Annotated in this window: 21 protein-coding genes; 7 read left to right on the forward strand and 14 right to left on the reverse strand. The window is 64.7% G+C overall.

The features are described 5' to 3' along the window. A partial coding sequence (locus tag JGU72_RS28485) for an HNH endonuclease signature motif containing protein (RefSeq protein WP_233533179.1) occupies nt 1-502 on the forward strand: 502 nt, incomplete at its 5' end. Between the two features lie 70 nt (nt 503-572). Here the strand turns inward: JGU72_RS28485 and JGU72_RS28490 are convergent. Both JGU72_RS28490 and JGU72_RS28495 read right to left on the reverse strand, forming a co-directional pair. Beyond that, nucleotides 573-1133, reverse strand: coding sequence for a peroxiredoxin-like family protein (locus JGU72_RS28490; protein WP_199687676.1), 561 nt, complete (start codon nt 1131-1133; stop codon nt 573-575). Then, entirely contained in the window at nt 1130-2164 is a 1035-nt protein-coding gene (locus tag JGU72_RS28495) for an oxygenase MpaB family protein (protein WP_199687760.1), read from the reverse strand. The genes JGU72_RS28490 and JGU72_RS28495 overlap by 4 nt, the downstream gene beginning before the upstream one ends. Before the next feature lie 168 nt (nt 2165-2332). Here JGU72_RS28495 and JGU72_RS28500 point away from each other — a divergent pair, with 168 nt between their 5' ends. Further along, on the forward strand, nt 2333-2950 hold the full coding sequence (locus JGU72_RS28500; protein ID WP_199687677.1) for a TetR/AcrR family transcriptional regulator: 618 nt from the start codon (nt 2333-2335) through the stop codon (nt 2948-2950). Between the two features lie 25 nt (nt 2951-2975). Here the strand turns inward: JGU72_RS28500 and JGU72_RS28505 are convergent, their stop codons facing one another. Further along, on the reverse strand, nt 2976-3935 hold the full coding sequence (locus JGU72_RS28505; protein ID WP_199687678.1) for a glycerate kinase family protein: 960 nt from the start codon (nt 3933-3935) through the stop codon (nt 2976-2978). A 99-nt stretch (nt 3936-4034) separates the two neighbouring features. On the opposite strand from JGU72_RS28505, the gene JGU72_RS28510 reads away from it, so the two are divergent. Continuing rightward, a complete protein-coding gene (locus JGU72_RS28510; protein ID WP_199687679.1) occupies nt 4035-4820 on the forward strand; it encodes an IclR family transcriptional regulator in 786 nt (261 codons plus the stop codon). Here the strand turns inward: JGU72_RS28510 and JGU72_RS28515 are convergent. The 4 genes from JGU72_RS28515 to JGU72_RS28530 are packed head-to-tail and all read right to left on the reverse strand — an operon-like array spanning nt 4795 to nt 9444. Beyond that, nucleotides 4795-5811: a 2-hydroxyacid dehydrogenase gene (locus JGU72_RS28515; protein ID WP_199687680.1), complete on the reverse strand. Its 1017-nt coding sequence runs from the start codon at nt 5809-5811 to the stop codon at nt 4795-4797. The two genes, JGU72_RS28510 and JGU72_RS28515, sit on opposite strands and share 26 nt — an antisense overlap. Next, nucleotides 5808-6740, reverse strand: coding sequence for a beta/alpha barrel domain-containing protein (locus JGU72_RS28520; RefSeq protein ID WP_199687681.1), 933 nt, complete (start codon nt 6738-6740; stop codon nt 5808-5810). The genes JGU72_RS28515 and JGU72_RS28520 overlap by 4 nt, the downstream gene beginning before the upstream one ends. Continuing rightward, nucleotides 6737-7993 carry a CaiB/BaiF CoA transferase family protein gene (locus JGU72_RS28525; protein WP_199687682.1) on the reverse strand — a complete coding sequence of 419 codons (1257 nt, stop codon included), beginning with the start codon at nt 7991-7993 and terminating at the stop codon, nt 6737-6739. The genes JGU72_RS28520 and JGU72_RS28525 overlap by 4 nt, the downstream gene beginning before the upstream one ends. Before the next feature lie 14 nt (nt 7994-8007). Next, nucleotides 8008-9444 carry a GntP family permease gene (locus JGU72_RS28530; RefSeq protein WP_199687683.1) on the reverse strand — a complete coding sequence of 479 codons (1437 nt, stop codon included), beginning with the start codon at nt 9442-9444 and terminating at the stop codon, nt 8008-8010. A 181-nt stretch (nt 9445-9625) separates the two neighbouring features. On the opposite strand from JGU72_RS28530, the gene JGU72_RS28535 reads away from it, so the two are divergent. Then, nucleotides 9626-9901, forward strand: a complete 276-nt coding sequence (locus JGU72_RS28535; protein ID WP_199687684.1) for a DUF4242 domain-containing protein — start codon at nt 9626-9628, stop codon at nt 9899-9901. A gap of 4 nt (nt 9902-9905) precedes the next feature. On the opposite strand, the gene JGU72_RS28540 is transcribed toward JGU72_RS28535, so the two are convergent. Further along, complete coding sequence (locus tag JGU72_RS28540) at nt 9906-11453, reverse strand: helix-turn-helix transcriptional regulator (RefSeq protein WP_199687685.1); 1548 nt, start codon at nt 11451-11453, stop codon at nt 9906-9908. A 110-nt stretch (nt 11454-11563) separates the two neighbouring features. Here JGU72_RS28540 and JGU72_RS28545 point away from each other — a divergent pair, with 110 nt between their 5' ends. Further along, entirely contained in the window at nt 11564-12418 is an 855-nt protein-coding gene (locus tag JGU72_RS28545) for an oxygenase MpaB family protein (RefSeq protein ID WP_199687686.1), read from the forward strand. Between the two features lie 31 nt (nt 12419-12449). Here the strand turns inward: JGU72_RS28545 and JGU72_RS28550 are convergent, their stop codons facing one another. Both JGU72_RS28550 and JGU72_RS28555 read right to left on the reverse strand, forming a co-directional pair. Beyond that, nucleotides 12450-12749, reverse strand: a complete 300-nt coding sequence (locus tag JGU72_RS28550; protein ID WP_199687687.1) for a hypothetical protein — start codon at nt 12747-12749, stop codon at nt 12450-12452. Between the two features lie 47 nt (nt 12750-12796). Continuing rightward, complete coding sequence (locus JGU72_RS28555) at nt 12797-14008, reverse strand: FAD-dependent monooxygenase (RefSeq protein ID WP_199687688.1); 1212 nt, start codon at nt 14006-14008, stop codon at nt 12797-12799. A 62-nt stretch (nt 14009-14070) separates the two neighbouring features. On the opposite strand from JGU72_RS28555, the gene JGU72_RS28560 reads away from it, so the two are divergent. Continuing rightward, complete coding sequence (locus tag JGU72_RS28560; RefSeq protein ID WP_199687689.1) at nt 14071-14595, forward strand: putative immunity protein; 525 nt, start codon at nt 14071-14073, stop codon at nt 14593-14595. Between the two features lie 8 nt (nt 14596-14603). Here JGU72_RS28560 and JGU72_RS28565 read toward each other — a convergent pair whose 3' ends face one another. From JGU72_RS28565 to JGU72_RS28575, 3 genes are read right to left on the reverse strand one after another with little or no spacing between them, the layout of a single operon-like run. Further along, nucleotides 14604-15017 carry a DUF1801 domain-containing protein gene (locus JGU72_RS28565; RefSeq protein WP_199687690.1) on the reverse strand — a complete coding sequence of 138 codons (414 nt, stop codon included), beginning with the start codon at nt 15015-15017 and terminating at the stop codon, nt 14604-14606. A 44-nt stretch (nt 15018-15061) separates the two neighbouring features. Beyond that, entirely contained in the window at nt 15062-16717 is a 1656-nt protein-coding gene (locus tag JGU72_RS28570) for a 4Fe-4S binding protein (RefSeq protein WP_199687691.1), read from the reverse strand. Between the two features lies 1 nt (nt 16718). Continuing rightward, nucleotides 16719-17999, reverse strand: a complete 1281-nt coding sequence (locus JGU72_RS28575; RefSeq protein ID WP_199687761.1) for a cytochrome P450 — start codon at nt 17997-17999, stop codon at nt 16719-16721. 224 nt (nt 18000-18223) lie between these two features. Here JGU72_RS28575 and JGU72_RS28580 point away from each other — a divergent pair, with 224 nt between their 5' ends. Further along, nucleotides 18224-18889, forward strand: coding sequence for a TetR/AcrR family transcriptional regulator (locus tag JGU72_RS28580; RefSeq protein ID WP_199687692.1), 666 nt, complete (start codon nt 18224-18226; stop codon nt 18887-18889). A gap of 13 nt (nt 18890-18902) precedes the next feature. Here JGU72_RS28580 and JGU72_RS28585 read toward each other — a convergent pair whose 3' ends face one another. Then, the gene (locus JGU72_RS28585) at nt 18903-20768 is read right to left on the reverse strand and encodes a helix-turn-helix domain-containing protein (RefSeq protein ID WP_307828647.1); all 1866 of its coding nucleotides are present in this window, start codon (nt 20766-20768) and stop codon (nt 18903-18905) included. Nucleotides 20769-20803 lie beyond the last annotated feature (35 nt).

The following is a 20803-nucleotide window of genomic DNA, read 5'->3' on the forward strand; positions in this document are numbered from 1 at the left end:
TATCGCTAAGGATGCGATCGTGCGGCCACTCACCACCCCCGACGAGAAGACCACCGACTCCTACACACCCACCGAACAGGTCCAGGACTATGTCCGCGCGTTGTGGGGGTCGTGCATGTTCCCGAACTGCGACGTACCGGCGTGGGACTGCGACCTGGATCATCGTGACCCGTACAACCATGACAATCCCCGTGCGGGTGGCCCGACCACAACGCAGAATTTGGGTCCGTTCTGCCGCAAACATCACCGGGGGAAGACGTTCGGCGGGTGGGACCTCACCAAAGGCGAGGACGGGTCACTGTCGATCACCTCCCCGCACGGCAAAACCTATCCGGTCGCGGAAACCGGTCCGATCCCGCTGCTGGGCGGGACCGAACCCGACCGCCCGATGCCCGACACGGCACCGGACCCGAAGCGGCGCACAAGAATCCAGCAACACGAAGCCCGCACCCGCAGCGAACGCGCCCACAACGAGGGCGACTACGAACCGCCACCCTTCTAACGAACCCAAGCCCGATCAGCCCGCCACCACCCGGTGACGGGCCAAAGGGCGTGCCTTGAATGCCGGAAGATCACCCGACTACGGCTCGGTTCAGCGCCGCTGCGCTGACGAGAGCATCCACGATCTCGTCGACGGGTGCGATGTCCGACGCCTTGTGGGCCCGGAAGTCCCAGACCACTTTCTTGCCACCCCGTGCTGCGACGAAGGCGCCGCCGAGTTGCCGGTTGTCCCCGGTCGGTTGGTACGGGTACACCCCGGCGCGGACGAGCCCGATCAGCGGAGCGAGGTTTGCCGGACCTGTTGCTGCGACCCATCCTCGCGTCAGTCCCATTGTGCGATAGAGCGATTGGTCCGTTGTGGTGAGCACAGGGAACCGGGTCCCTGACCTTTTCCGGAATGTGAACGCCTGGATGGGAGTTCCCAGCCCGATCAGTACCGCGTTGGCGCCGGCGGCGGTGATGTCGGAGTAGCGAGCGCTGAGATCGATGGCCTGCTTGAGTGCGAACGCGCTGCCGAACTGACGCAGAAAGACCAGCGCCACCGGACCGTCCTGCCAGAAATCCTGAATCTCATGAAAGTGGTGGCGATCGTCGATCAGCCGTTCGTTGGAGATGACGTCGACCCGGCTCATCGGTTTGCCTCCTGCAGCGTGCCGCCCTTGCCATGCTGGAGCGCAAGTCCGGGGTTGTGAGTGAACGGAACCCGTCCGGTTTCCGGGGTATGGCGGAGTGCGTTGTGGGCGTATCCCCACATCTCGTAGCCGACGAACGGCACGATCAGGTGGTCCACGATCGGGTGGGTGGCAAGCTTGGCGGCCTGTGCGATGACGGCGCTGGACAGCTTGGTGCGCAGCGGAATGTTTGCGAGCCCGCCGATTTCGCGAACGTACGGGCTCAGCAGGGGAACTGACGACCAGAAGAACATGCGCACGAAGAGGTTGAGCGCTCCGAGCGGCCACACCGGTGTCCACGGTGGTGCAGTGAGGAAGTCGAGGATTTCCTGCGCTGGGCGGGTGAAGGCCATTGTGTTCTGCTCGGCATCGTTCACCCACGCTTGCACCGCTTCGGGCGTGAGCGGCAGTTCGCCCGCGGGGATGCCGAGCAGTTCGGCCACTATGTGCTGTTCTGCGTAGAACTGGCGCTCGTCGTCCTCGGTGGCATTCGGATCTCCGTACGTCTTGTAAGCCCGCCACAGCAGCGCCCACCCGGTGACGTAGGTGAACTTCAGCGCCTCGACGTGGTTTGCGCGAAACTCTTCGCCGGTTGCCGGGATCTCGCCGTTGACGTGCGCATGCTTGCGAAACAGATCGCGACCGACCTTGTCGGCGGTCGCACTGTCGCCGAAGACCGCGCCGGCGAAGAACAGCAGACTGCGGCGCATCCGCCCGAGCGTGTCGTAGTAGTACACGGTGTGCTGCCCGACGCCGTACGCGCCGACCGGATCGAGCATGGCCATGAACAGCCCGGACATTGCGCCTATCCCTGCGACCAGTACGTTCTCGTACACCTTCCAGCTGATCGAGTCCGGGCCGAAGTACCCATCGTCGATTCGCGGGGCCTCGGCCAGGGCAAGCGCCTTCTCGCCGTTGCGTCCGTGCAGCCTGAGCAGAAAGTCGTACTTCCGGTCGACCGCGCGACGCTCGTCGGGAGTCTTGCTGATCATTTCTCTTATGAAGCTCACGTGCCCCTGCTCTCGGATTGCCACTAATATTATGAGCCAATTTGTATTATGACGTTATATGGATGAGAGCATCATGGCAAGAGTCGCCCAGGGCTGGTTCGCCAGCTAGCGTGGTGCTGATACCAGCGCAGCGCGTAGAAGGGTTTGTCGATGCCGAAGGCGCTGACGCGCGACGAATTGCAGGCGCAGACCCGCGACCTGATCGTCTCCGCTGCCGAACGGGTCTTCCTGACGCGTGGGTACAACGCGACAACAATCGCGCAGATTGCGGAGGACGCCGGCCGCACCCACGGGTCGATCTACGGAAACTTCGCAGGCAAGGAAGAGCTGTGTCTTCATGTGCTGCGCAGCCATTTCGAACATGTCCTCGCAGGCCTCGCGGGTGCCGTTCTGGCCGCCGAAGGCGGGCAGGCCAAACTTGCTGCAACACAACAACAGTGGGAGCGACTGCTCGCGCAGCCGGCCTGGATTCGGCTTGCCGCCGACTTTGTGATCGCCACGCGGAGCGACCCGGTTCAGGAGCAGTCCAACCGCGACACCGTCGGTGCGTTCACTGCTGGAATCGGAATGTTGATTGTGGCCCAGGCGAACTCGCTCGGCATAGACGCCGTAGACCCTGACCTGCTCGAACACGCGGTCGCCGCGTTGCTTGCGACGGGCGTCGGACTGGCGGTTGGGTTTTCTCTCGGTGCAACGACGCGCGAAATCGCGACGGTGGCGTTCGTCGACAGCGTCGAGTCGTGGTTTCGCCGGATGGATGTCTACTAACGCTGATCCATGCTGTGCAGTGGGGTCAACTGCGCGCAAGCTCCCGTCCCGCGGCTCTGAGCTCCTCGAGGGTCGAGGCCACGCGGACGTGCGCGAATCGATCGCGGGCAGAGCCGAGGTCGGGGCCGATCGATCCGACGCATGCGACGACCGGGGTCGTCCCGCAACGTGACAGGACGGCGGAGATGATCTTTCCCTGACCGGTCTGCGAGTCGAGCCGGCCCTCGCCGACTATCACCATCGACGCCTCGCGAGCAGCGGCGTCGAAGCCCACGTAGTCGAGAACGAAATCAGCTCCAGAGACCATGCTCGCGCCGTGGTGGGCCCACATGCCGCCCGCGAAACCGCCTGCGGCGCCGGTTCTTGCGACGCCGGACGGGTTGCGCGGCCACGATTCGGCAAGCTGGCGGAGTCGCTCGGAGAGCACGTGGACTGCATCGGCGTCGGCACCCTTCTGCGGACCGAACACGCGCGCTGCGTCGACGAAATGCGTTGTGACATCGGCAAGGACAACGATCCGGGTGTTCCCTGTGCCGCCCGCCTCGGCGAGGGCCTGCAAGGCGCCGACTCCGCCGTCCGTCGTTGCCGAACCGCCGCACGCCACGACAATCTCGCGTGCGCCGCGCGAAACGGCATCAGCCATCAGCAGACCGGTTCCGTACGTGTCGGCCGCAACCGGGCATCGATACCCCTTCGACGGCAGGTCGATTCCGCTGGCCATTGCCAGTTCGATGACCGCAGTTCCGGCCCGGTTCATGCCGTAGCGCGCTGCGACCGGATCGCCCCACGGTCCGACGGATGCCATGTCGACCAGCTCGAGTTCCATTGGGCCCCGCAGCACTTCGAGCGTTCCCTCGCCTCCGTCCGCGAGCGGCAACTCGTGCGCGGAACCGCCTTCGTCACGCACTCCCGACGCGATCGCGCGTGCTACTTCCGCCGCGGTGTGTGTGCCTTTGAAGCTGTCGGGTGCAACAACGATTGTCATGGATCAATGTTCGCATTGTGAGTCTATAATCACAATATGGGTAAGCAAGTTTCTGAAGTCGCAGCACTCGATCGCCGAACGCCCGGTAGATTTGCAGCCATGTCAACGGACGACGCGCAGGGATCGTCGAAGCTGCAGCCGTTGCTCGTGCTCGGCAAGATAACCGAGATTCTCGACGCCTTTTCGCTCACGCGTCCGTCGATGACTCTGGGCGAGATCCAGCAGGCCACAGGGCTTCCGACGTCGACAGTGCAACGCTTGGTGACCAACATGGTCGCGCAAGGCTTCTTGGATCGGGTCGGGGACCAGATTCGGATCGGCACGAAAATGGCTTTCTGGGCGGCTCCGGCGGTCAAGGGCCTCGATATTCTGGCCATCGTCAATCCGGTGCTGAAGGAGATGCGCGACCGGACGGGTGAGACCGCATGCTTCTTCAGGGAAGAGCAGGGCCACCGGGTCTGTGTCGCTGTAGCGGAGACGCGGCATGCGCTACGTCGAGACATGTACGTCGGCAAGATCATTCCGATCCATGCCGGTTCGGCAGGCCGAATTCTGCTCGCCTGGAATCCGGACCTCGCCGAGAAGGTTCTGGCCGGTCCGCTGGACCCCTTGACCGGGGGCACCGTCACCACCGCCGCGGAGTTGCGGTCACTCATCGCCCAGGCCAAGGCTGACGGGTACGCGATCAGCGCGGGCGAACGTGAAGACTCCGCCTCTGGACTGTCTGCGCCGGTCTTCGACACCGCAGGGGATGTGCTGGGCGCGTTGATGATCAGCGGTCCGACGATCCGGATGCCCCGCGCGGTGTGCGAAGAATGGGTCGACCTCGTCGTCGAGTACGCCGAAAAAATCACCCGGACTATCGGCGGCCGGGTTCCGGCCTAGCGCTCCATGCTTCAGGGTTCACCGGATGCGGCGGAATGCGCTTGTGCGCCATGGCGATCGCATTCTCGGCGCACAACCTGGCCATTTCGGCGCGGACCGCAACGGTCGCACTGCCGACGTGCGGGAGCAACACCGTGTTGGGCAACTCGGCCAGTCCCGGTGCGAGCGCAGGTTCGTCCTCGTAGACGTCCAGGCCTGCCGCAGCGATCTCACCCGACTGCAGTGCGGCAACGAGTGCAGCCTCGTCGACGATCGGACCGCGCGCAGTGTTGATCAATATCGCAGTCGGCTTCATTGCCCGCAGAACGTCCGAATCGACGAGATGATGCGTGGCGTCGTTCAGCGGAACATGGATGGAGAGAAAGTCGCTCATACCGACGAGGTCGGTCCAGGAGACATGTTCGACGCGGCCGGCAAACTCGCCCAGTTCGTCGTCGGAGACCGGCCGGTCGCCCGGTGGACGGGGGCAGAAGGCGATTCGCATACCGAAGGCCGCTGCGCGCCTGGCCGTTGCGCGGGCGATACGGCCGAAACCGGCCAACCCCAACGTCATTCCCGATACATCGTGGCCGAGCAGCAGGCTCGGCTCCCAGCCGGTGAACTGCCCGTTGCGCACGAAGGAGTCGGCCTCCACGCACCGGCGCGCAGTCGCGAGAATCAGGAGGAGCGCGATATCCGCTGTTGCGTCGGTCAGCACCCCGGGGGTGTTGGCGACCATGATCCCATTCGCCGTCGCGGCGTCCGCATCGATGTTGTTGTAGCCGACGGCGTAGTTCGAGACGCCGGAGATCTGCGCGCCCGCCAGCACGGCCTTGTCGAAACGATCACGAATCTGCGCGACCACGACATCGAAATCGCCTGAAGCACAGGCAGAAGCGAGATCATCCGCGCTCAACTGGGTGGCCGGAACCTGAACGGTTCCGGCAGCTCGCAGCAGGGACATGCCCGGCTCGGGGATTTCGGTGGTGACCAGAAAGCGTGGCATGCTCACTGGCCGATCACCCAGTCGAACGCCTTCGCTTTGGACCGAGCACCCTGAGCTGCCTTCGAGCGGTTGGGCTCACCGAGTTCGGCAAGCATCTTCTCTGTCACCTCGACCATGCCGGCGAGGGTTGCGGGCGTGAACCATTCGGGACGGGTGGCGAAAAGGAGGTCCTCGCTCGAGGTGTTGCCGCTCGCGCCGGGTGCGAACGGGCAGCCGCCCAGTCCGCCGAGCGAACCGTCGACCATCGCCGCACCTGCGTCTATCGCCGCGAGCGTATTGGCCACGCCGAGCCCCCACGTGTCATGGCCGTGGAAAACAATGCGGCGCTGCGGTGTTCGTGTACGCACGGTGCCGATCAGGCTGCTGACCTGAGCCGGGACGGCCTGCCCGAGGGTGTCGCAGATGACGATGTCGGCGGAGCCTGCGGTGCGCTCGTCGTTCGCAATGTCGACGATCCGCTGCTCTGGTACCACCCCCTCGAACGGACAGGTGAACGAGGTGGCGATGCAGAGTTGGATGGATCCGCCTGCGGCTTCGGTCAATTCGACAGCGGCAGGCATCGCGGCGAGGCTTTCCTCCGTTGTCCGGCCGATGTTCGCTTTGTTGTGGGAATCCGAAGCGGAGAAACAGTATTGGAAGTTGCGCGCACCCGCGGCCGCGGCTTTCTCGATGTGCCGCGGTGTCGCGACCCAGACCCAGCATTTCTCGAGTTCCGCCGGCGTGAGTTCGGAGATGACCTCGACAGTGTTGGCCATCGGCGGCACCAGGTCTGGTCGTGCCAGCGACCCGATTTCGAGTGCCGGCACACCGAATGCCAGTAGCTCCCGGATGATTTCGAGCTTTCGCGCGGTCGGCAGCAGTTTGCCCGTCAGCTGCAGACCGTCGCGGAGCGTCACGTCGCGCAAGATTGCTTGCGGCTCGTAGGTGAATGTCATGCCTGCACCGTGCTTTCGTGAGGAATCTGGCTCTCGGTGGTCGCGTCGATCTCGGCGGGTGACATCCCGAGAACTGTTGCGAGGACTTCGCGAGTATCGGCACCCAGGTCTGGGCCCACATTGCGGATCGGCAGCGATCGACCACCGATCACGGGAACGATTCCGGTGAAGCCGACCGTCGCGGGTTCGCCGTGACCGGTATCGACTTGGAATTGCTGGATCATGTTTCGGGCCGCGTACTGCTCGTCGGCGCAGATGTCGGCTGCGGTGTAGATCGGGCCCGACGGCACGCCGGCTTCGTCGAGTCGCTTCAATGCTTCGTCACGCGAAAGCTCTTGCGTCCATTGCGCAATTGCGGCATCGAGTTCGTCACGGCGCTGCCAGCGACCCGCGTTGTTCTGTAACCCGGGGTCGGAACCCAGATCGATACGACCGATCAGCTCCATGTAGCGCCGGAAAATCCCGTCGCCGTTGCCGGCGATGATGATGCTCGTGCCGTCGTTGCAGGGGTACGCATTGCTCGGGGCGATGCCCTCCATCCGCCCGCCGACCCGTTCCCGCTTCACGCCGTAGGCCTGGTAATCGGGTACCAGCGATTCCATGACGGAGAGGATGGATTCGTTCAGCGCGACGTCCATGATGCGGCTCGCGAGCGGGATCGGAGCCGGCCCCTTCTTGGCCTCCCGCGCGAACAGTGCCATGACGGTGCCGAATGCCGCGTAGATCCCGGCAATGGAATCGCCGATGGAGACACCGACTCGGACGGGTGGACGGTCCGGATCGCCGACGAGTTCACGCATGCCGCCGAACGCCTCGGCAACGGCGGCGAAACCGGGACGCTGGGACATCGGTCCAGTCTGGCCGAACGCGGAGATGCGTGTGATGACCAGGTCGGGGTTCACGGCGTCGAGTGCCTCCGGTCCCAGGCCCCACTTCTCGAGCGTCCCGGGACGAAAGTTTTCGAGCAGCACATCGCAATGCTTCACGAGGTCGAGCACGATTGCACGCCCCGCGTCGGTTTTGAGGTCGAGCACGATGGACTTCTTGTTCCGGTTGATCGTCCGGTAGAGCATCGATGTGTCACCGGAGTAGAGCCGCCAATTGCGCAGTTCGTCTCCGGTCTTCGGCCGCTCGACCTTGATGACCTCGGCTCCGAAGTCTGCGAGCATCCGGCCCGCGGTGGGCGCAGCGATGTAGTTGCCGAGTTCCAGCACCCGGACTCCGTCGAGGGGGCGGATTACGTTCTGGTTCATGTACTTTCCCGATCTCAGAAGACGATGCTAGCGGGCATGATGAGCAGGATTGCGACCACCGAAGCGACAGATACGCCGACCGTGACGGTCTTCAGCGCGCCCCGCGTGGTCTGACCGAGCAGCGATTGCAGCAACCAGAAGGTGTTGCTGGTGACGTGCACGCCGAACAGGGAGCCGGCGCCTGCGGCAAGCGCAATCAACACTGGATCGAGGCCGATGAGCGGCGCGACCGGGGCGAGAATGCCTGCCGACGTGATGGCGGAGAGCGTCACGGAACCGACTGCGACGTGCAGGGCGGCCGCGATCACCCACACGACCAGCAGCGGTGCGGCGGTGCTCGCGGTGAAGTACCCGCCGAGGATGTCGCCCATTCCGCTCGCGGCGATCGTCGCGGCCAGAGATCCGCCGACGCCGGTCAGGATGAGGATCTGGCCGCTTTCCTTGAATCCTGTGGTGATCGCCTTTTCGATGCGCGGGGCGCCGATTGCGTAGCGGCCGATGAAGCTTGTGCCGATCAGGCCGATGAGTAGTGCGATCACCGGACTCGAGACGAAAGCGACTATGGGGCTGTGAATGTCGGCGACATCGAGGATGGCGCCGGTCGCAATCAAAACCAGCGATGCAAGCAGGGGAGCGAGGAGGACGATCAGCGGGGTGTGGCGCCTCGTCTTGGCAGGCGCTGGCTTGACGAGGGTTTGCTGTGCGACGCCACCGGAGCCGGTGGGTGCGTCGTCGTCGACTACGGGAACATCAGGCGCAGAGTCGGTTTCGGCAACGTCCTGCGGCGTCGGATCCTCACCGATGAAGGGTTGTTCGTCGCGCTCGGGGTTCCAGAATCCGTGGTTGAAGAAGAAGGACATGATCGCGATGGAGATTGCAACGGTCGGAATGACAAGGGCAATACCGAAAAGCAGCATCTTGCCGAGCGGTACTCCGAGCAGTCCGGCGAGCGCGACCGACGCCACGCCGGGCACGGTGAGCACGATGCCGCATTCGAGGCCGATCGCCATCGCGGTGGCCATGCGGGCGGTGCCGTTCTTTCCGATCTTCGGTGCGAGGTTGCGTGCGAGCGGTGCGGAGATGACGAGTAGCACGTCGAGGAAGATCGACTGCAGCATCGTCGCGATCGTCAGCGAAAGCGCGTAGGTGATCCGTTTCGGCCCGAAGGTCTTCAGTAGCGCGCCGACCAGGCGCTGGATGGCCCCGGTCTCCTGGAGCATCGCGCCCATCAGGACGCCGAAGGCGATCAGCAACCCGACCTCGGCCATGATGTCGCCGAATCCCTTGGTGATCGTGTCGATCGTGCCCTCGACGCCGAGCCCGACGGCTAGGCCCAGATAGGCGGATCCGACGACGAGCGACACCACGGGGTTGAACCTGAAACGCACGATCATCACCACTACGGCGAGCACCGCGACCGCGGTGTTGATCAATATCGCGAGGTCTGACATTTGCTGGTCCCATCGAGTACGGGTGAGTGACCTGAGCCACAGTGTACCCATATTATGAACATGAACCCACAATATAAGCAACCCCTGAATCGGGTTCTTGGGTAGAAATGCCCACACCCCGACTCCGAATATGGCAGCTCGTGCCGATGGCGGCGCGGCGGCGAATTTCTACCTTTGAGTCATGCCCAAATACGTGATCGAACGAAATATGACCGATGTCGGAAGCTCGACCCAGCCCGAGCTGTGCGCAGCTTCGCAGAAGTCGAACGATGTGCTTGCCAAGCTGTCGCCCCGAGTGCAGTGGCAGCACAGCTACGTGACCGCCGACAAGATCTACTGCGTCTACATCGCAGACGATGTTGCCGCGGTGCGGGAGCATGCGAATCTCGCCGGTCTGCCGGCGAACGAAATCAGTGAGGTGGTTTCGATCATCGACCCCACAACCGGGGAAGGCTGATCGGTCAGTTGTGCCGACCGGGCACAACGCCGTGCTCGAAGGCGAAAGCGGTAGCGGCCGAACGAGAATTGACGCCTGTCTTGGCGAAGATGTTCGACACGTGACGGTGGACGGTCCGCTCGCTGAGGAATAGTTCCGATGCGATGTCGCGGTTCGACTTGCCGGCCGCAATCATTGTCAACACCTGCGCCTCGCGGGCGCTCAACCCGCCCGCGAGTACCGCGTCGCGGCCTTGCAACGCCGTGACCTTTGCGGCGTCCAGGCGCGCGCCGAGACGATCGAATACGGCCGCCGCAGCATCCCATTCGAGTGCGACGGCGTCTTCGTCGCCGAGCGCTCGCAGCGCGTCGGCAAGCAATAGGCGGGTCCGGGCGGCTTCGTACGGAGCCTCCAGTTCCTGCCATAGCCGGCAGGCTGCCCGCAGCACCGGAAGTGCTGCCGCGGCGTTGCCGTCGGCCAAAAGCACCGCTCCCCGCGCCCGCGTCGCGGCAGCGTCGATGCCCGAACCCGGATGTGTCAGCGCAGTTCTCGAAAGCTCGTCGGTCGCCGTGCGAGCCGTCTCCGTGTCGTGACCGGCGAGTGCAATGTCCACTTGTGCGACGGCGAGTCGGGCGCGGCCGAGGCGATCGAGGGTCGCGTCGGCAAGCGCCGCGCGAATGGAGGTCCCCGCAGCATCCTTCCGTCCCTGCGCCAGCCGTAGCAACGCCAATCCCGGTTGCGGATCGGCGCCGAGCTCGTGTGCCCGGCGCAGTGCATCCTCTGCGCCCGCGAGGTCGCCCCGAAAACGCCGGATCTCAGCGATCTCGTAGTGCGCTTCGGCCGCCGTCACCGGATGGATCCGAGCGGCGTCGACGCACGCTCGCGTCGCCTCCTCTTCGGCCTGAGACCAGTTGCCGCGCAACGTCAGTACCTGTGCCCGATGTACCCGGCAGACGCCCGGATAGAGGTTGGCGTCGGGTATCGGCTTGCACCACTGCTCCGCTGCACGCGTGCACTCCGTTGCTCGCCGCAGGTCCAGCAGTTGATGGCACACGTCCATTTGATGGCAGTAGATCGCGCCCGCCCAGAACGGGTCCAGCTCGCCCGACGACGCCGCGAGCATGGCCTCATCGAGCAGGCACAAACCTTCTTCGACCCGGCCTTGTTTGATCAGGGTCCGGCCCTCGCTGAGTACGCCAACCGCAACGAGGTTCGGGTCTGCGTGGCGCTTACCGATCGCCTGCATATCGAGAGCGTGGGTCATCGCCGCGTCTACATCGCCGGTCCCCAGGGCGGCATAGGTTGCGGTGTAGAGCGGATAGCCATGGACCGCGCATTCCGGGATGGAATCGACCAGGTGCTGACATCGGCTCGACCAGCCCCGACCTTGTGGCCCATCGCCCTTCAGTCCGAAGTGCAGACCGAGGAAGAACGCCGCCATGGCTGCGTCCGCCGGGCGCCCCTCCTCGACGTAGTCGCGGTAGGCAAGGGCGTAGGACTCGAGGCACTCGTCGATGTGGCCCGACCACCACGCGGACTCTGCACTCGACCTGTGTTCGTCGGCCGCGGACATAGACCTAAGGGTAAGGCGGCGGCACCGCTTGTTGCCCATGTCGCACTGGGATAGTTTCAGGTCGCCGCGTGTATCGACGAGCGGTTCGCAACGTTGCGGAGGTCTGCCTGATGGGTTCAGTCGAGAAGCCAGCGCCGTGCCGTGCGACCGACGGTGTGGACACCAGATTCCTCGCGGACGAAATGGCCGTTCTGCCACCGGCCTACGGCGCGGCGAACGTCATCATGCAGTTGGCCAATCCCGCGGTCGGTTACGGCGTGATGGAAAGCAAAGTTCACAGCGGGAATCTGTACGAACATCCGATCAAACGTGGTCGGACAACACTGACCTACATCGCCGTCGCGATTGCTGGAACGGCACGGGATCGGGAGATCTACCGCGAGGCCGTCAACCGCGTGCATGTGCATGTGCACTCGGACGCGGCAAGTCCGGTGCGATACAACGCTTTCGACCCTGGACTACAGCTCTGGGTTGCCGCCTGCATGAGCTCGGTTTTCGAGGACTCGCGACGGCTGATCCGTGGTGGTCGCACTCACGCCGACCCGGACGCGATCTATCAGGCAGCATCGGTGTTCGCGACCATGTTGCAAGTGCCGCGAGCGATGTGGCCGGCGAATCATGAAGCGTTCCAGAATTATTGGAACAGCGAATTGGAAAAGGTGACGATCGACGAGAAGACGCGGAACTATCTCGACGGTATCGCCCGGCTCGCCTTTCTGCCGCGACCGGTCTCCAAGTTGATCGGCGGATGGAATCAGTTTCTCGCACTCGGCTTTCTGCCGGCGCAGTTGCGCGAGAAGTTGGGGCACGAATGGACCGCGGCTGATCAGCGTCGTTTCGAAGAGTGGCTGCTCGTCTTCCGGGTGCTCGACCGGTTGACACCGCGGGTGCTGATGCGCGTCGCGATGAAGGCATACGTCTGGGATCTGCGCCTGCGGTATGTAACCGGACGCGTGATCGTCTGATCCCGGTGGTCGCTGCCGACCACCCCGCTGCTCAGGCCGCAGGGGCTGGGCACCAGGGGCGGAAGTCGTAGATGATCGGCGGCAGGATGGCTCCGTGGCCCGGCTCCACCGGACCCAAGCAGAAGCCGTAGGTCAGCAGCGCCATCGTGTTGCCGACCGTGAATTCGCCGAGTCCGAGCAGCACGCCGTAGATCGGGCAGAGCACCGGTCCCGACGTGCAGGTGGACATATCGACAACTGGCGTGGGTGAAACAGGTTCCGCCTGAGCCGGTGCCGCACCGATTACCGCAGCACCGAGGACAGCCGCGACGAACAATCCGCGATACCTCATCGCACCAGTTTCGCAGGTACAGAGCTGCGGCGATAGGTTTTCGGCGGTTAGGAGGTGTGAGTGTAGTGCGGCAGCTCGATCGCGTCCGCCGTCGTGAACCACTTCCGCTCGGCGAACGGCCGAAAAGGCCAGCGCTGCATCCACTTCATGATGCCAGTTCTGATCGCGATCTCGCTGGTGGTCGGCGGCATGTACGTGTCGAGGTCGTTCGACAGATGCTGACAACTCGCGATGTAGGGCCGCATGAGAGCTTCGTAGCGCTCGAAAGCTCCGGTGATCCTGTCCGTATCGATCGACTCCGCGGGGCCGAGTTCACCGGCGAGCACATACGCGCCGACGAGAGCCAAACTGGTGCCCATGCCGCTCAACGGTGACGCGCAGTATCCGGCGTCGCCGACGAGCGTGACCCGGCCGCGCGACACCGTCGGCATGCGTACCTGCGCGAACGAATCGAAATAGAAGTCCTCCGCTACAGCCGCCGCGGCGAGCAACTCGTCGCACTGCCAGCCAGCGCCGGACAAGCGTTCCGCGAGCAGGGCGCGCTGTTGTGCGAGGTCGTGGCGGTCGTACTCGATCGGTTCGGAGCGAAACGCCAGGCCGGCCTTCGCCATCCGCGGATCACGGGACGGCCGCATCGAGGCGTTGACGCCGGGAGCCTGGTACAGCAGATACCAACCATCGAGGCCGACGGTGTCCGGTGCGGTGAACCACGCGTGGTAGCCACCGAGCGGTTCGACGAATTGCTCCTCCGGCCCGAACACCAAACGCCGTACAGCGGAGTGGGGACCGTCCGCACCGACGACCATGTCCACCGTCAGGGTCGTGCCATCCGTCAGCGTGACGGTAACCGCGTCAGGGTTCGGTGTGAGGTCCGAAATCCTTGTGCCGAAACGGTATTCGACGCGATCCTTCGTCGCCTGGTACAGCGCGTCGACCAGATCGCCGCGCAAGATCTCCAGCTTGGAGATCAGGCCGTTGCCGTGAAATGCCGTCACCGGCATTTCCGCGCGTCTGCTGCCATCCGAGCGCACCCAGGCCGCGCCTTCCTGTTTCAATCCCCGCGCGGTCATTTCATCGAGCAGGCCCATGCGTTGCACGACTTCGCGGCCGGCGCCTCGCAGGTCGACGGTTTGCCCGCCGGGGCGGATATCGTCGGCCAGTTCGACAACGATCACGCGAAACCCGTATTCGGTGAGCCAGTGTGCAAGAGCGGGTCCGGCGATTCCGGCGCCACTGACGAGAATGGTCGGCACGGTCATGGCAGCCAGGGTAGATGCGTGCGGTTCGTTTCGCTCGGGTACTCACGGTGCAGAATGACTCGATGACTGTGGAACTCAGCCTGGCTGAAATCCGTGCGGTGGCCGCCTATGCGGTCGCCTGCGCGCGGCCGGTGTTGGCGATCTTCGAGGGTGAATGCCCAGGCGACGGTCGTCCGCGGGCTGCGATCGACGCTGCACAGGAGTTCGCCGACGGCGCCAAGCGGACCAAAGCGCTACGGGACAGCGCGTGGGCGGCGCACCGGGCGGCTCAGGAGACCCGCGATTCGGGGCAGGCCGCGGCGAGCGATGCGGCGCGGTCCGCAGGGAACACCGTCGGGGCGGCGTTCCTGCATCCCCTGGCCAAGGCCACGCAGGTCAAGCACATCCTCGGATCGGCGGCGTACGCAGCGCGTGCGTTCGAACTCGCCGCCGGGGGCGATCCCGCTGTCGGTGCCGGCCACCTCGAGCGGGCGCGGCTTCTGGCGGGTCCGGTCGTCGTCGATGTGCTGCGGCGCTACCCCGCCGCTCCGGGTGGCGGTGGACGGGTTGGGGAGCTGATCCGGCAACTGGATGCGTCGCTGCGCTGAAGGAAAGGTCAGCCGGTGACGTCTTGTGCGCGGGTGAACGCGACGGTACGTTCGACGAACTCGCGCAGGACCGCGGGGTCGACGGTGTCGAGTCGCTTGAAGTAGACGCAACCCGCGCCGGCCCGATGTGGGCCGACTCGGGAGAGAAGTTCCTCCCGCACTTCGGGTTCGGTGGTCAAGTACAGCGTCAGCTCACGCTTGCGCGGTGAGAATCCGACGAGCGGTGCGTCGCCCTCCGTGCCACTGGCATACCGGTAGTGGTAATTGCCGAATCCGACGATCGACGCGCCCCACATCTTGGGGAGCTCGCCGGTAGCCTCCGTCATCAGCTGCACAAGGCGGTCGGAATCCGCGCGTTGCCGCGGATCGGTGATTGCGTCGAGGAACGTCTGTACGTCGACATCGGTCGGTTGCGTCGCCATTCCCACAGCGTACGACCGTCAGCGATGGCCGCGTCGGGTCGTGCTCACCGCACCCCGAGGCGTTGCAGCTCAGGGATGCTCGTGACCTTGACCCGTGGCCGACCGGTTTCGGCGCCGGTATTTCGCTCGTGCTGGTCGATAGCCGCCCAACCGCTGCGATCGATGTAATGCGAGCGGTGTAGCCGCAGCAGGTCGTCGAGTGACCGGCGGTCCCGGTCGGGTGCGGGCAGGCGCCCCGCGCGTGCATCGTCGAGCAGTCGGTCGACGGTCTCGGTGGCGCACTTCTTGTTCGTGCCGATGACGCCGCTCGGGCCGCGTTTGATCCAGCCCGCCGTGTACGTCCCGTACATGGGCGTACCGGTGCTGCCCAGGACCCGACCCGCACTGTTGGGGACGACCCCGCGTGCGTCGTCGAACGGCAGGCCGGGCAACGAAATGCCCCGGTGCCCGATCGCGCGCAATACGAGTCCTGTCTCCAATATCTCTGTATCGGAGGTAGTTTCGGCGCGTACGGTACCGTCCGTGCCGGCGCGCAGGGTGTTGCGTGCGATTCGAAGACCGGTCGCCCTGTCCGTTCCGAGCACCTCCACCGGCGAGCGCAGGTAGCGCAATACCAGTCGCTTGCTTGCGCCGGAGATCGGTCGTGCTGCGAGTTCAGCGGCCAATCGTGTCTTGAGCAGAGCCGCTGCTTTCTGTTCCGGGGCGCTATCCGGGTCTGCATCGTGCTCCAGGACGACGTCCACGTCGTCGAGCCGGAAGAGAGCTTCCAGCTCCGGACCGGTGTATGCGGCATCGGACGGGCGACGTCGGCCGAGGACGACAACCTCACGGATTGTGCTCGTGCGCAGCAGCTTCAGAGCATGGTCGGCAATATCGGTGCGGCTCAGGGTCGCGGGGTCTGCGAGCAAGATCCGGGCGATATCCAACGCAACGTTCCCGTTCCCGACAATGACGGCGCGCTCGCCGGAGAGATCGAAATTGCGGTCGGCGAAGTCAGGATGTCCGTTGTACCAGGCGACGAACTCGGCAGCAGAGTGGCTACCCGGCAGGTGCTCGCCAGGAATGTCGAGGCGCCGATCAGCACTGGCGCCATGGGTGTAGATCACGGCGTGGAAGTGTGCGGCCAGCTCGGCAGGCGAGACGTCGCGGCCGACCTCTATGCCGAGGTGATAACGGAAGCCCGTTCGCTGCTCGGTCCAGCGAAATTGCTGGCCCGCGTCCTTGGTCGCCTGGTGGTCCGGTGCCACGCCCGCGCGAATGAGTCCCAAAGGCGTTGGTAGCCGGTCGAACACGTCGACCTCGACATCGACGCCGTGTCTGGTGAGCAAGTCTTCGGCAGCGTAGAGACCAGCTGGGCCGGCGCCCACGATGGCGACGCGGAGTCGCTCGACACGCTTGGGAGCGGTTCGAGTGGGTTCGATGCGCAGCAGCGGTCGCGGCTGTTGCGGCCGATTCGCAGCGTAGAAGGCATTGATCTCCGCATACCGCGCGAATTCGTCGCCGAGATCGTCGGCGGTGCGGATCGCGTCGACCGGGCACATCGAGATGCAGGCACCGCAGTCGATGCAGGCCTCCGGATCGATGTAGAGCATTTCGGCGCTGTCGTAGCCGGGTTCGTCGGGCGTGGGATGAATGCAGCCGACCGGGCACGCGGCGACGCAGGCGGCGTCGTTGCAGCAGTTCTGTGTGATGACGTGCATGTCACTCGCTCCCGAGTCGCTCGAGCGTGACCGGTAGCCCATCGCCAGGATGCAGTCCGGTGCCGTACTCCATCGGCGGTGCGTAGTCCCGCGCGACGGACCACCGGTAGTTGCGAAGGAGTTGGTAGAGAATCGTTTTGGCCTGCAAACCGCCGAAATAGAGCCCGATGCACTTGTGCACACCGCCGCCGAAGGGCGACCACAGAAAGGGATGCGCGCGATCCTCGCGCCGGTGCGGCGCAAACCGGTCGGGATCGAATTCGTCAGGTTTCGACCAGAACTCCGGCAGTCGGTGCGTTCCGATGAGTGCGACCATCAGTTTGGTTCCGGCCGGCACGTACTGCCCGAGGATGTCGGTGTCTTTCACGGCCTCACGCATGATGAGCCCGACGGGCGGATTGATGCGAAGTGCCTCTCGGAAGACACGGTCGAGCAGCGGTAGGTGTTCCAGGTCGTCATAGCCGATTGCGGATTTGCCGTAGTTGCGAACTTCGGTCCGCAGCCGTTCCTGCCACTCGGGATGCTTGCCGAGGTAATAGGCCATCGTGGTGGAGGTGATGGTGGTCGTATCGTGCGCGGCCATCAAGACGAAGATCATGTGGTTGACGATGTCGTCGTCGCTGAATCCGACGCCGTCGGGGGTTTCGGCGCGGCAGAGCACGCTCATCAGGTCGTCGGTCGTGCTCACGCGCTTCGCGGGCAGCAACTCCCGGAAGTACTCCTCGAGCAGTGCGCGGCCTGTCAGCCCGCGGTGCCAGCCGCCGCCCGGAACGTTGGCGCGGACGATCGACAAACCCGCCACGACCGTGTCGACGAACGCCTCGTTGATGCGGTCGGACTGTGCACCCAGTTCGGCACCGACGAAAACCTCGGTGGCGAGGTCGAGCAGGAGCTGTTTCACGGCGTCGTAGAGCGCGAAATTCGGGCCGGGTTGCCAGGTGGCGATCCCCCGGGTGATACCGGCGTCGAGTCCGATGCTGTACCGGCGCAGCATATCCCGCGTGAACGCCTGCTGCATGATCTGCTTGTGCTGCAGGTGCTCTTCGAAATCGAGGAGCATGATTCCGCGGTTGAAGAACGGGCCGATGAAGTACTCCCACCCCGGGCCGTTCGCGAAGGCCTTGTCCCGATTGTTCACGACGACCTCGATCGCGTCGGGCCCGACGACGAGCACCGATCGGGTGCCGAGCATCCCTGTCCAGCTCACGGAGCCGAAGCGCCTGTAGCGCTCGCGGATGAGGTCGATGACGTCGTGCTGGATCGCGAGTCCGCGCCCGATCATCGGTAGCCCCCGGTCGCCCAGCACAGGCTGCAGTCCCGAACCCGGCGGCGGTGTCGCCAACGGCGTCGTGGACCACGGCACGGTTTCTGTGAACCGGACTGCGCCCGCCCGAGCAAACCGAGTCAACGTTTTCAGCACGACAACACTCCTCGAAGTAACCGCTTGAAAAGTACACGGCGTACTTTTAAAGTACGTAATGTACTTTACAACCGAGGAGGTGCACGATGTCAAGGGTCGAATCGGACGGGCAACGCCGTCGTGGCCGCCCTGCGGGTCCGCCCGTGGACCCCGCTCAGCGGCGCGAAGAACTCCTCGATGCCGCCGAACGCGTCATCGAACGCGGCGTTCGCGAACCGACGTTCGCGGAGATCGCAGCCGAGGCCGGCTATGCGAGAACCGCGGTCTACGCCGCGTTCGCCGATCGCGGGGAACTGGCGAAGGCGCTGGGGCGGCGCCATACCGACAGGCTGCTGGCAGCTGCCGACCACGGTGTCGGGCAGGCCAATTCGATGCGCGAAATGATCAGCGGGACTATCCAGGTGGTTTGCGAGTTCGTCGAAACCTGTTCGGATCTCTATCCCCTCGTCATGCAGATGATCGTGGTCGAATCTGCCGAGCACGCACAGCGTCCGCTGTTCTCGGAGATCGCTGACTGGGCGTCCTCGATCCTCGAAGGCGCGATGAAACAGGTCGGCGTAGACCCCGCGGCGGCGCGCACCTGGGCTGCGGCGATCGCCGGTGCCACGCTGCTCGCGGCCGAGGACTGGAACATCCGCCGGGACAGGTCACGCGAACAGCTCGTCGACGAGATCACCGACCTCGTCTGGCCGGGGCTTGCCGCCGTCGGTCTGGGCGCGGTCGTCGGCCCGGTGCAGGCGGTGGCTCAGTGAGCGGAGCACGGGATCAGGGAGCCCGAGCGGGGCCCAGCCGGGCGGCACTTGTGCGGAGCCGAATCAGCAGCCGCAGATCCAGCGCCTGATCGGGCTCACGCCACTGCGTACCGATCAGCCGATCGATCGTCTCGAGTCGTTGGTAAAGCGTATTGGCATGTATTGCAAGCTCGTTCGCGGTTGCTGCATGGCGCCGGTCGTTGTTCAGATAGGACTGCAGGGTCTCGAGTAGCGGAACACCTTTGCGTTCCTCCTCGCGGAGGATGGGGCCGAGGTATTCCTCCGTCACTGCCGCGAGATCGGCTCTTCCAGTGTGACTCAACAGAATTCGATAGATGCCGAGGCTTCGTGACCGGACCACTCGGGAATCTCGCCCGAGAGTGTCGAGCACGTCGATCGTCTGCTGTGCCTCGTTGTATGCGCGGGCGAGCCCTTCACCACCGACCGCGGGCTCGGCGATACCCACTGTCGGCAGGGTGTCCGGTTGCACCCATCTGGTCCGGACATCGTCTGGGTGCAGGGCCGGCACGAGCAGGATCACCCGCGAACCTTGTCCGGCGACGACCGTCCCGGACGGAAAAGCGATGCGCTCCACGGCGGTTCGAGTTCGCTCAACGTCACGCGCGGATCGTGCGACCACAACCGTGTACTCGGTATTGATATTCAGCCCGGCCAATCGGAACTGCTGACGTATCTCGTCCTGGGTCGGCGGTGTGCGCGTCAGCAGATCGAGGACGAATGCGTCGCTCGTCCGGCGAGTCGCTTCGCGTGCCGCTCGTTCGGCGGTCAGCGCCAGAGCGATGACGGGACTTGCGCGATCGAGAACGAGCAGTGCGGACGGGTCGGCCTCCGGCGCGACGATCAGCAGCAGGCCGAGGTGGTCGCCGGCAGCTTGCACCGGGCGCGCGAGCACGACCCGGTCACCGCTCGCCACGTTCAGCGTTTGCTCACCGGTACCGCTCGACACGTGCTCGAAGAGGGTCTCCACTGCAGACCGATGCGCACGGAGTTCGGTAGGCACATCGGAGGGCGCGGCCACGAAGAACGCCGGAAAGTGTGCGGTCGCAGACACTTCTGCGATGAGGTCGTGAAGACCACCACCTTGGAGCACGATCTGGGTCAAGGCTTTGTCCCAACGCAGTGTCTGCTCCAATTCGGCTGTGTGTGCGGCAAGATCCGCGTTGACGACGCTGATCTCGTCGAGTGCCTCGCGATAGCGCCCCATCGACTGGGCGTTGTCGATGGCAACGGCGGCGTGGGCGGCCAACGCAACGAGCAGCGACGTCTCGTCGTCGCTGAACTTTCGCTTCTGCCTGGAGCCTGCGAGCAGGCCGCCGATCACTGTGCCACCGACCTGCAAGGGCACCCCGAGAAGCCCTCTGATCCCTTCCGATCGCGCTGCCACATCGGCCCGACCGACATGGGAGATGGTCGGATCGGCGAGGTAGTCCGCGGTACGCGCTGGAATCCCCTTTTCGACGACCTGACCGATGAGTCCCCCGTGGAACGGGAGCGCCATACCGATCAAGCTCGACGTATGCGCGCCGCTCGCGTAGTTGACGACGATCGCGTCCGGCTCGACCAAGCCGATGTAGCAGACATCCGCGCCGAGCAGGCGTCGCGCCTGGGTGACGATCTCGGTGATGAGTGCCCGGTGATCGTGCAGTGTCGTGAGCTGTGCCGCGATCTCGTTCAGCGCCGCGAGTTCGGTTGCGCGTTGCCGCCGTTGCTCGAGCAGAGAATGCAACGCAAACGCGGCCTGGGCGGCCTGCTCGACCGGGCCGGGATCGGTTCCGGACCGGATCAGCCCGTCCCGATGCGCGCGGAGCGCCTCCGGCCCCGCGCCGTCGAGCAACAGTTGCAACCAACCTTCGTGCACAGGCCCACCTTGCCGCATGGAGATTCCATCTACAC

This window comes from Antrihabitans auranticaus, from assembly GCF_016481275.1.
Taxonomy (GTDB): domain Bacteria; phylum Actinomycetota; class Actinomycetes; order Mycobacteriales; family Mycobacteriaceae; genus Antrihabitans.

Coding starts and splice junctions, on each gene's coding strand:
- JGU72_RS28530 (WP_199687683.1), bottom strand. CDS start 9,444: ATGTCAGACCTCGCGATATTGATCAACACCGCGGTCGCGGTGCTCGCC.
- JGU72_RS28560 (WP_199687689.1), top strand. CDS start 14,071: ATGACTGTGGAACTCAGCCTGGCTGAAATCCGTGCGGTGGCCGCCTAT.
- JGU72_RS28500 (WP_199687677.1), top strand. CDS start 2,333: ATGCCGAAGGCGCTGACGCGCGACGAATTGCAGGCGCAGACCCGCGAC.
- JGU72_RS28505 (WP_199687678.1), bottom strand. CDS start 3,935: ATGACAATCGTTGTTGCACCCGACAGCTTCAAAGGCACACACACCGCG.
- JGU72_RS28495 (WP_199687760.1), bottom strand. CDS start 2,164: ATGATCAGCAAGACTCCCGACGAGCGTCGCGCGGTCGACCGGAAGTAC.
- JGU72_RS28555 (WP_199687688.1), bottom strand. CDS start 14,008: ATGACCGTGCCGACCATTCTCGTCAGTGGCGCCGGAATCGCCGGACCC.
- JGU72_RS28535 (WP_199687684.1), top strand. CDS start 9,626: ATGCCCAAATACGTGATCGAACGAAATATGACCGATGTCGGAAGCTCG.
- JGU72_RS28510 (WP_199687679.1), top strand. CDS start 4,035: ATGTCAACGGACGACGCGCAGGGATCGTCGAAGCTGCAGCCGTTGCTC.
- JGU72_RS28580 (WP_199687692.1), top strand. CDS start 18,224: ATGTCAAGGGTCGAATCGGACGGGCAACGCCGTCGTGGCCGCCCTGCG.
- JGU72_RS28490 (WP_199687676.1), bottom strand. CDS start 1,133: ATGAGCCGGGTCGACGTCATCTCCAACGAACGGCTGATCGACGATCGC.
- JGU72_RS28550 (WP_199687687.1), bottom strand. CDS start 12,749: ATGAGGTATCGCGGATTGTTCGTCGCGGCTGTCCTCGGTGCTGCGGTA.
- JGU72_RS28545 (WP_199687686.1), top strand. CDS start 11,564: ATGGGTTCAGTCGAGAAGCCAGCGCCGTGCCGTGCGACCGACGGTGTG.
- JGU72_RS28520 (WP_199687681.1), bottom strand. CDS start 6,740: ATGACATTCACCTACGAGCCGCAAGCAATCTTGCGCGACGTGACGCTC.
- JGU72_RS28565 (WP_199687690.1), bottom strand. CDS start 15,017: ATGGCGACGCAACCGACCGATGTCGACGTACAGACGTTCCTCGACGCA.
- JGU72_RS28570 (WP_199687691.1), bottom strand. CDS start 16,717: ATGCACGTCATCACACAGAACTGCTGCAACGACGCCGCCTGCGTCGCC.
- JGU72_RS28575 (WP_199687761.1), bottom strand. CDS start 17,999: ATGATCGGGCGCGGACTCGCGATCCAGCACGACGTCATCGACCTCATC.
- JGU72_RS28525 (WP_199687682.1), bottom strand. CDS start 7,993: ATGAACCAGAACGTAATCCGCCCCCTCGACGGAGTCCGGGTGCTGGAA.
- JGU72_RS28540 (WP_199687685.1), bottom strand. CDS start 11,453: ATGTCCGCGGCCGACGAACACAGGTCGAGTGCAGAGTCCGCGTGGTGG.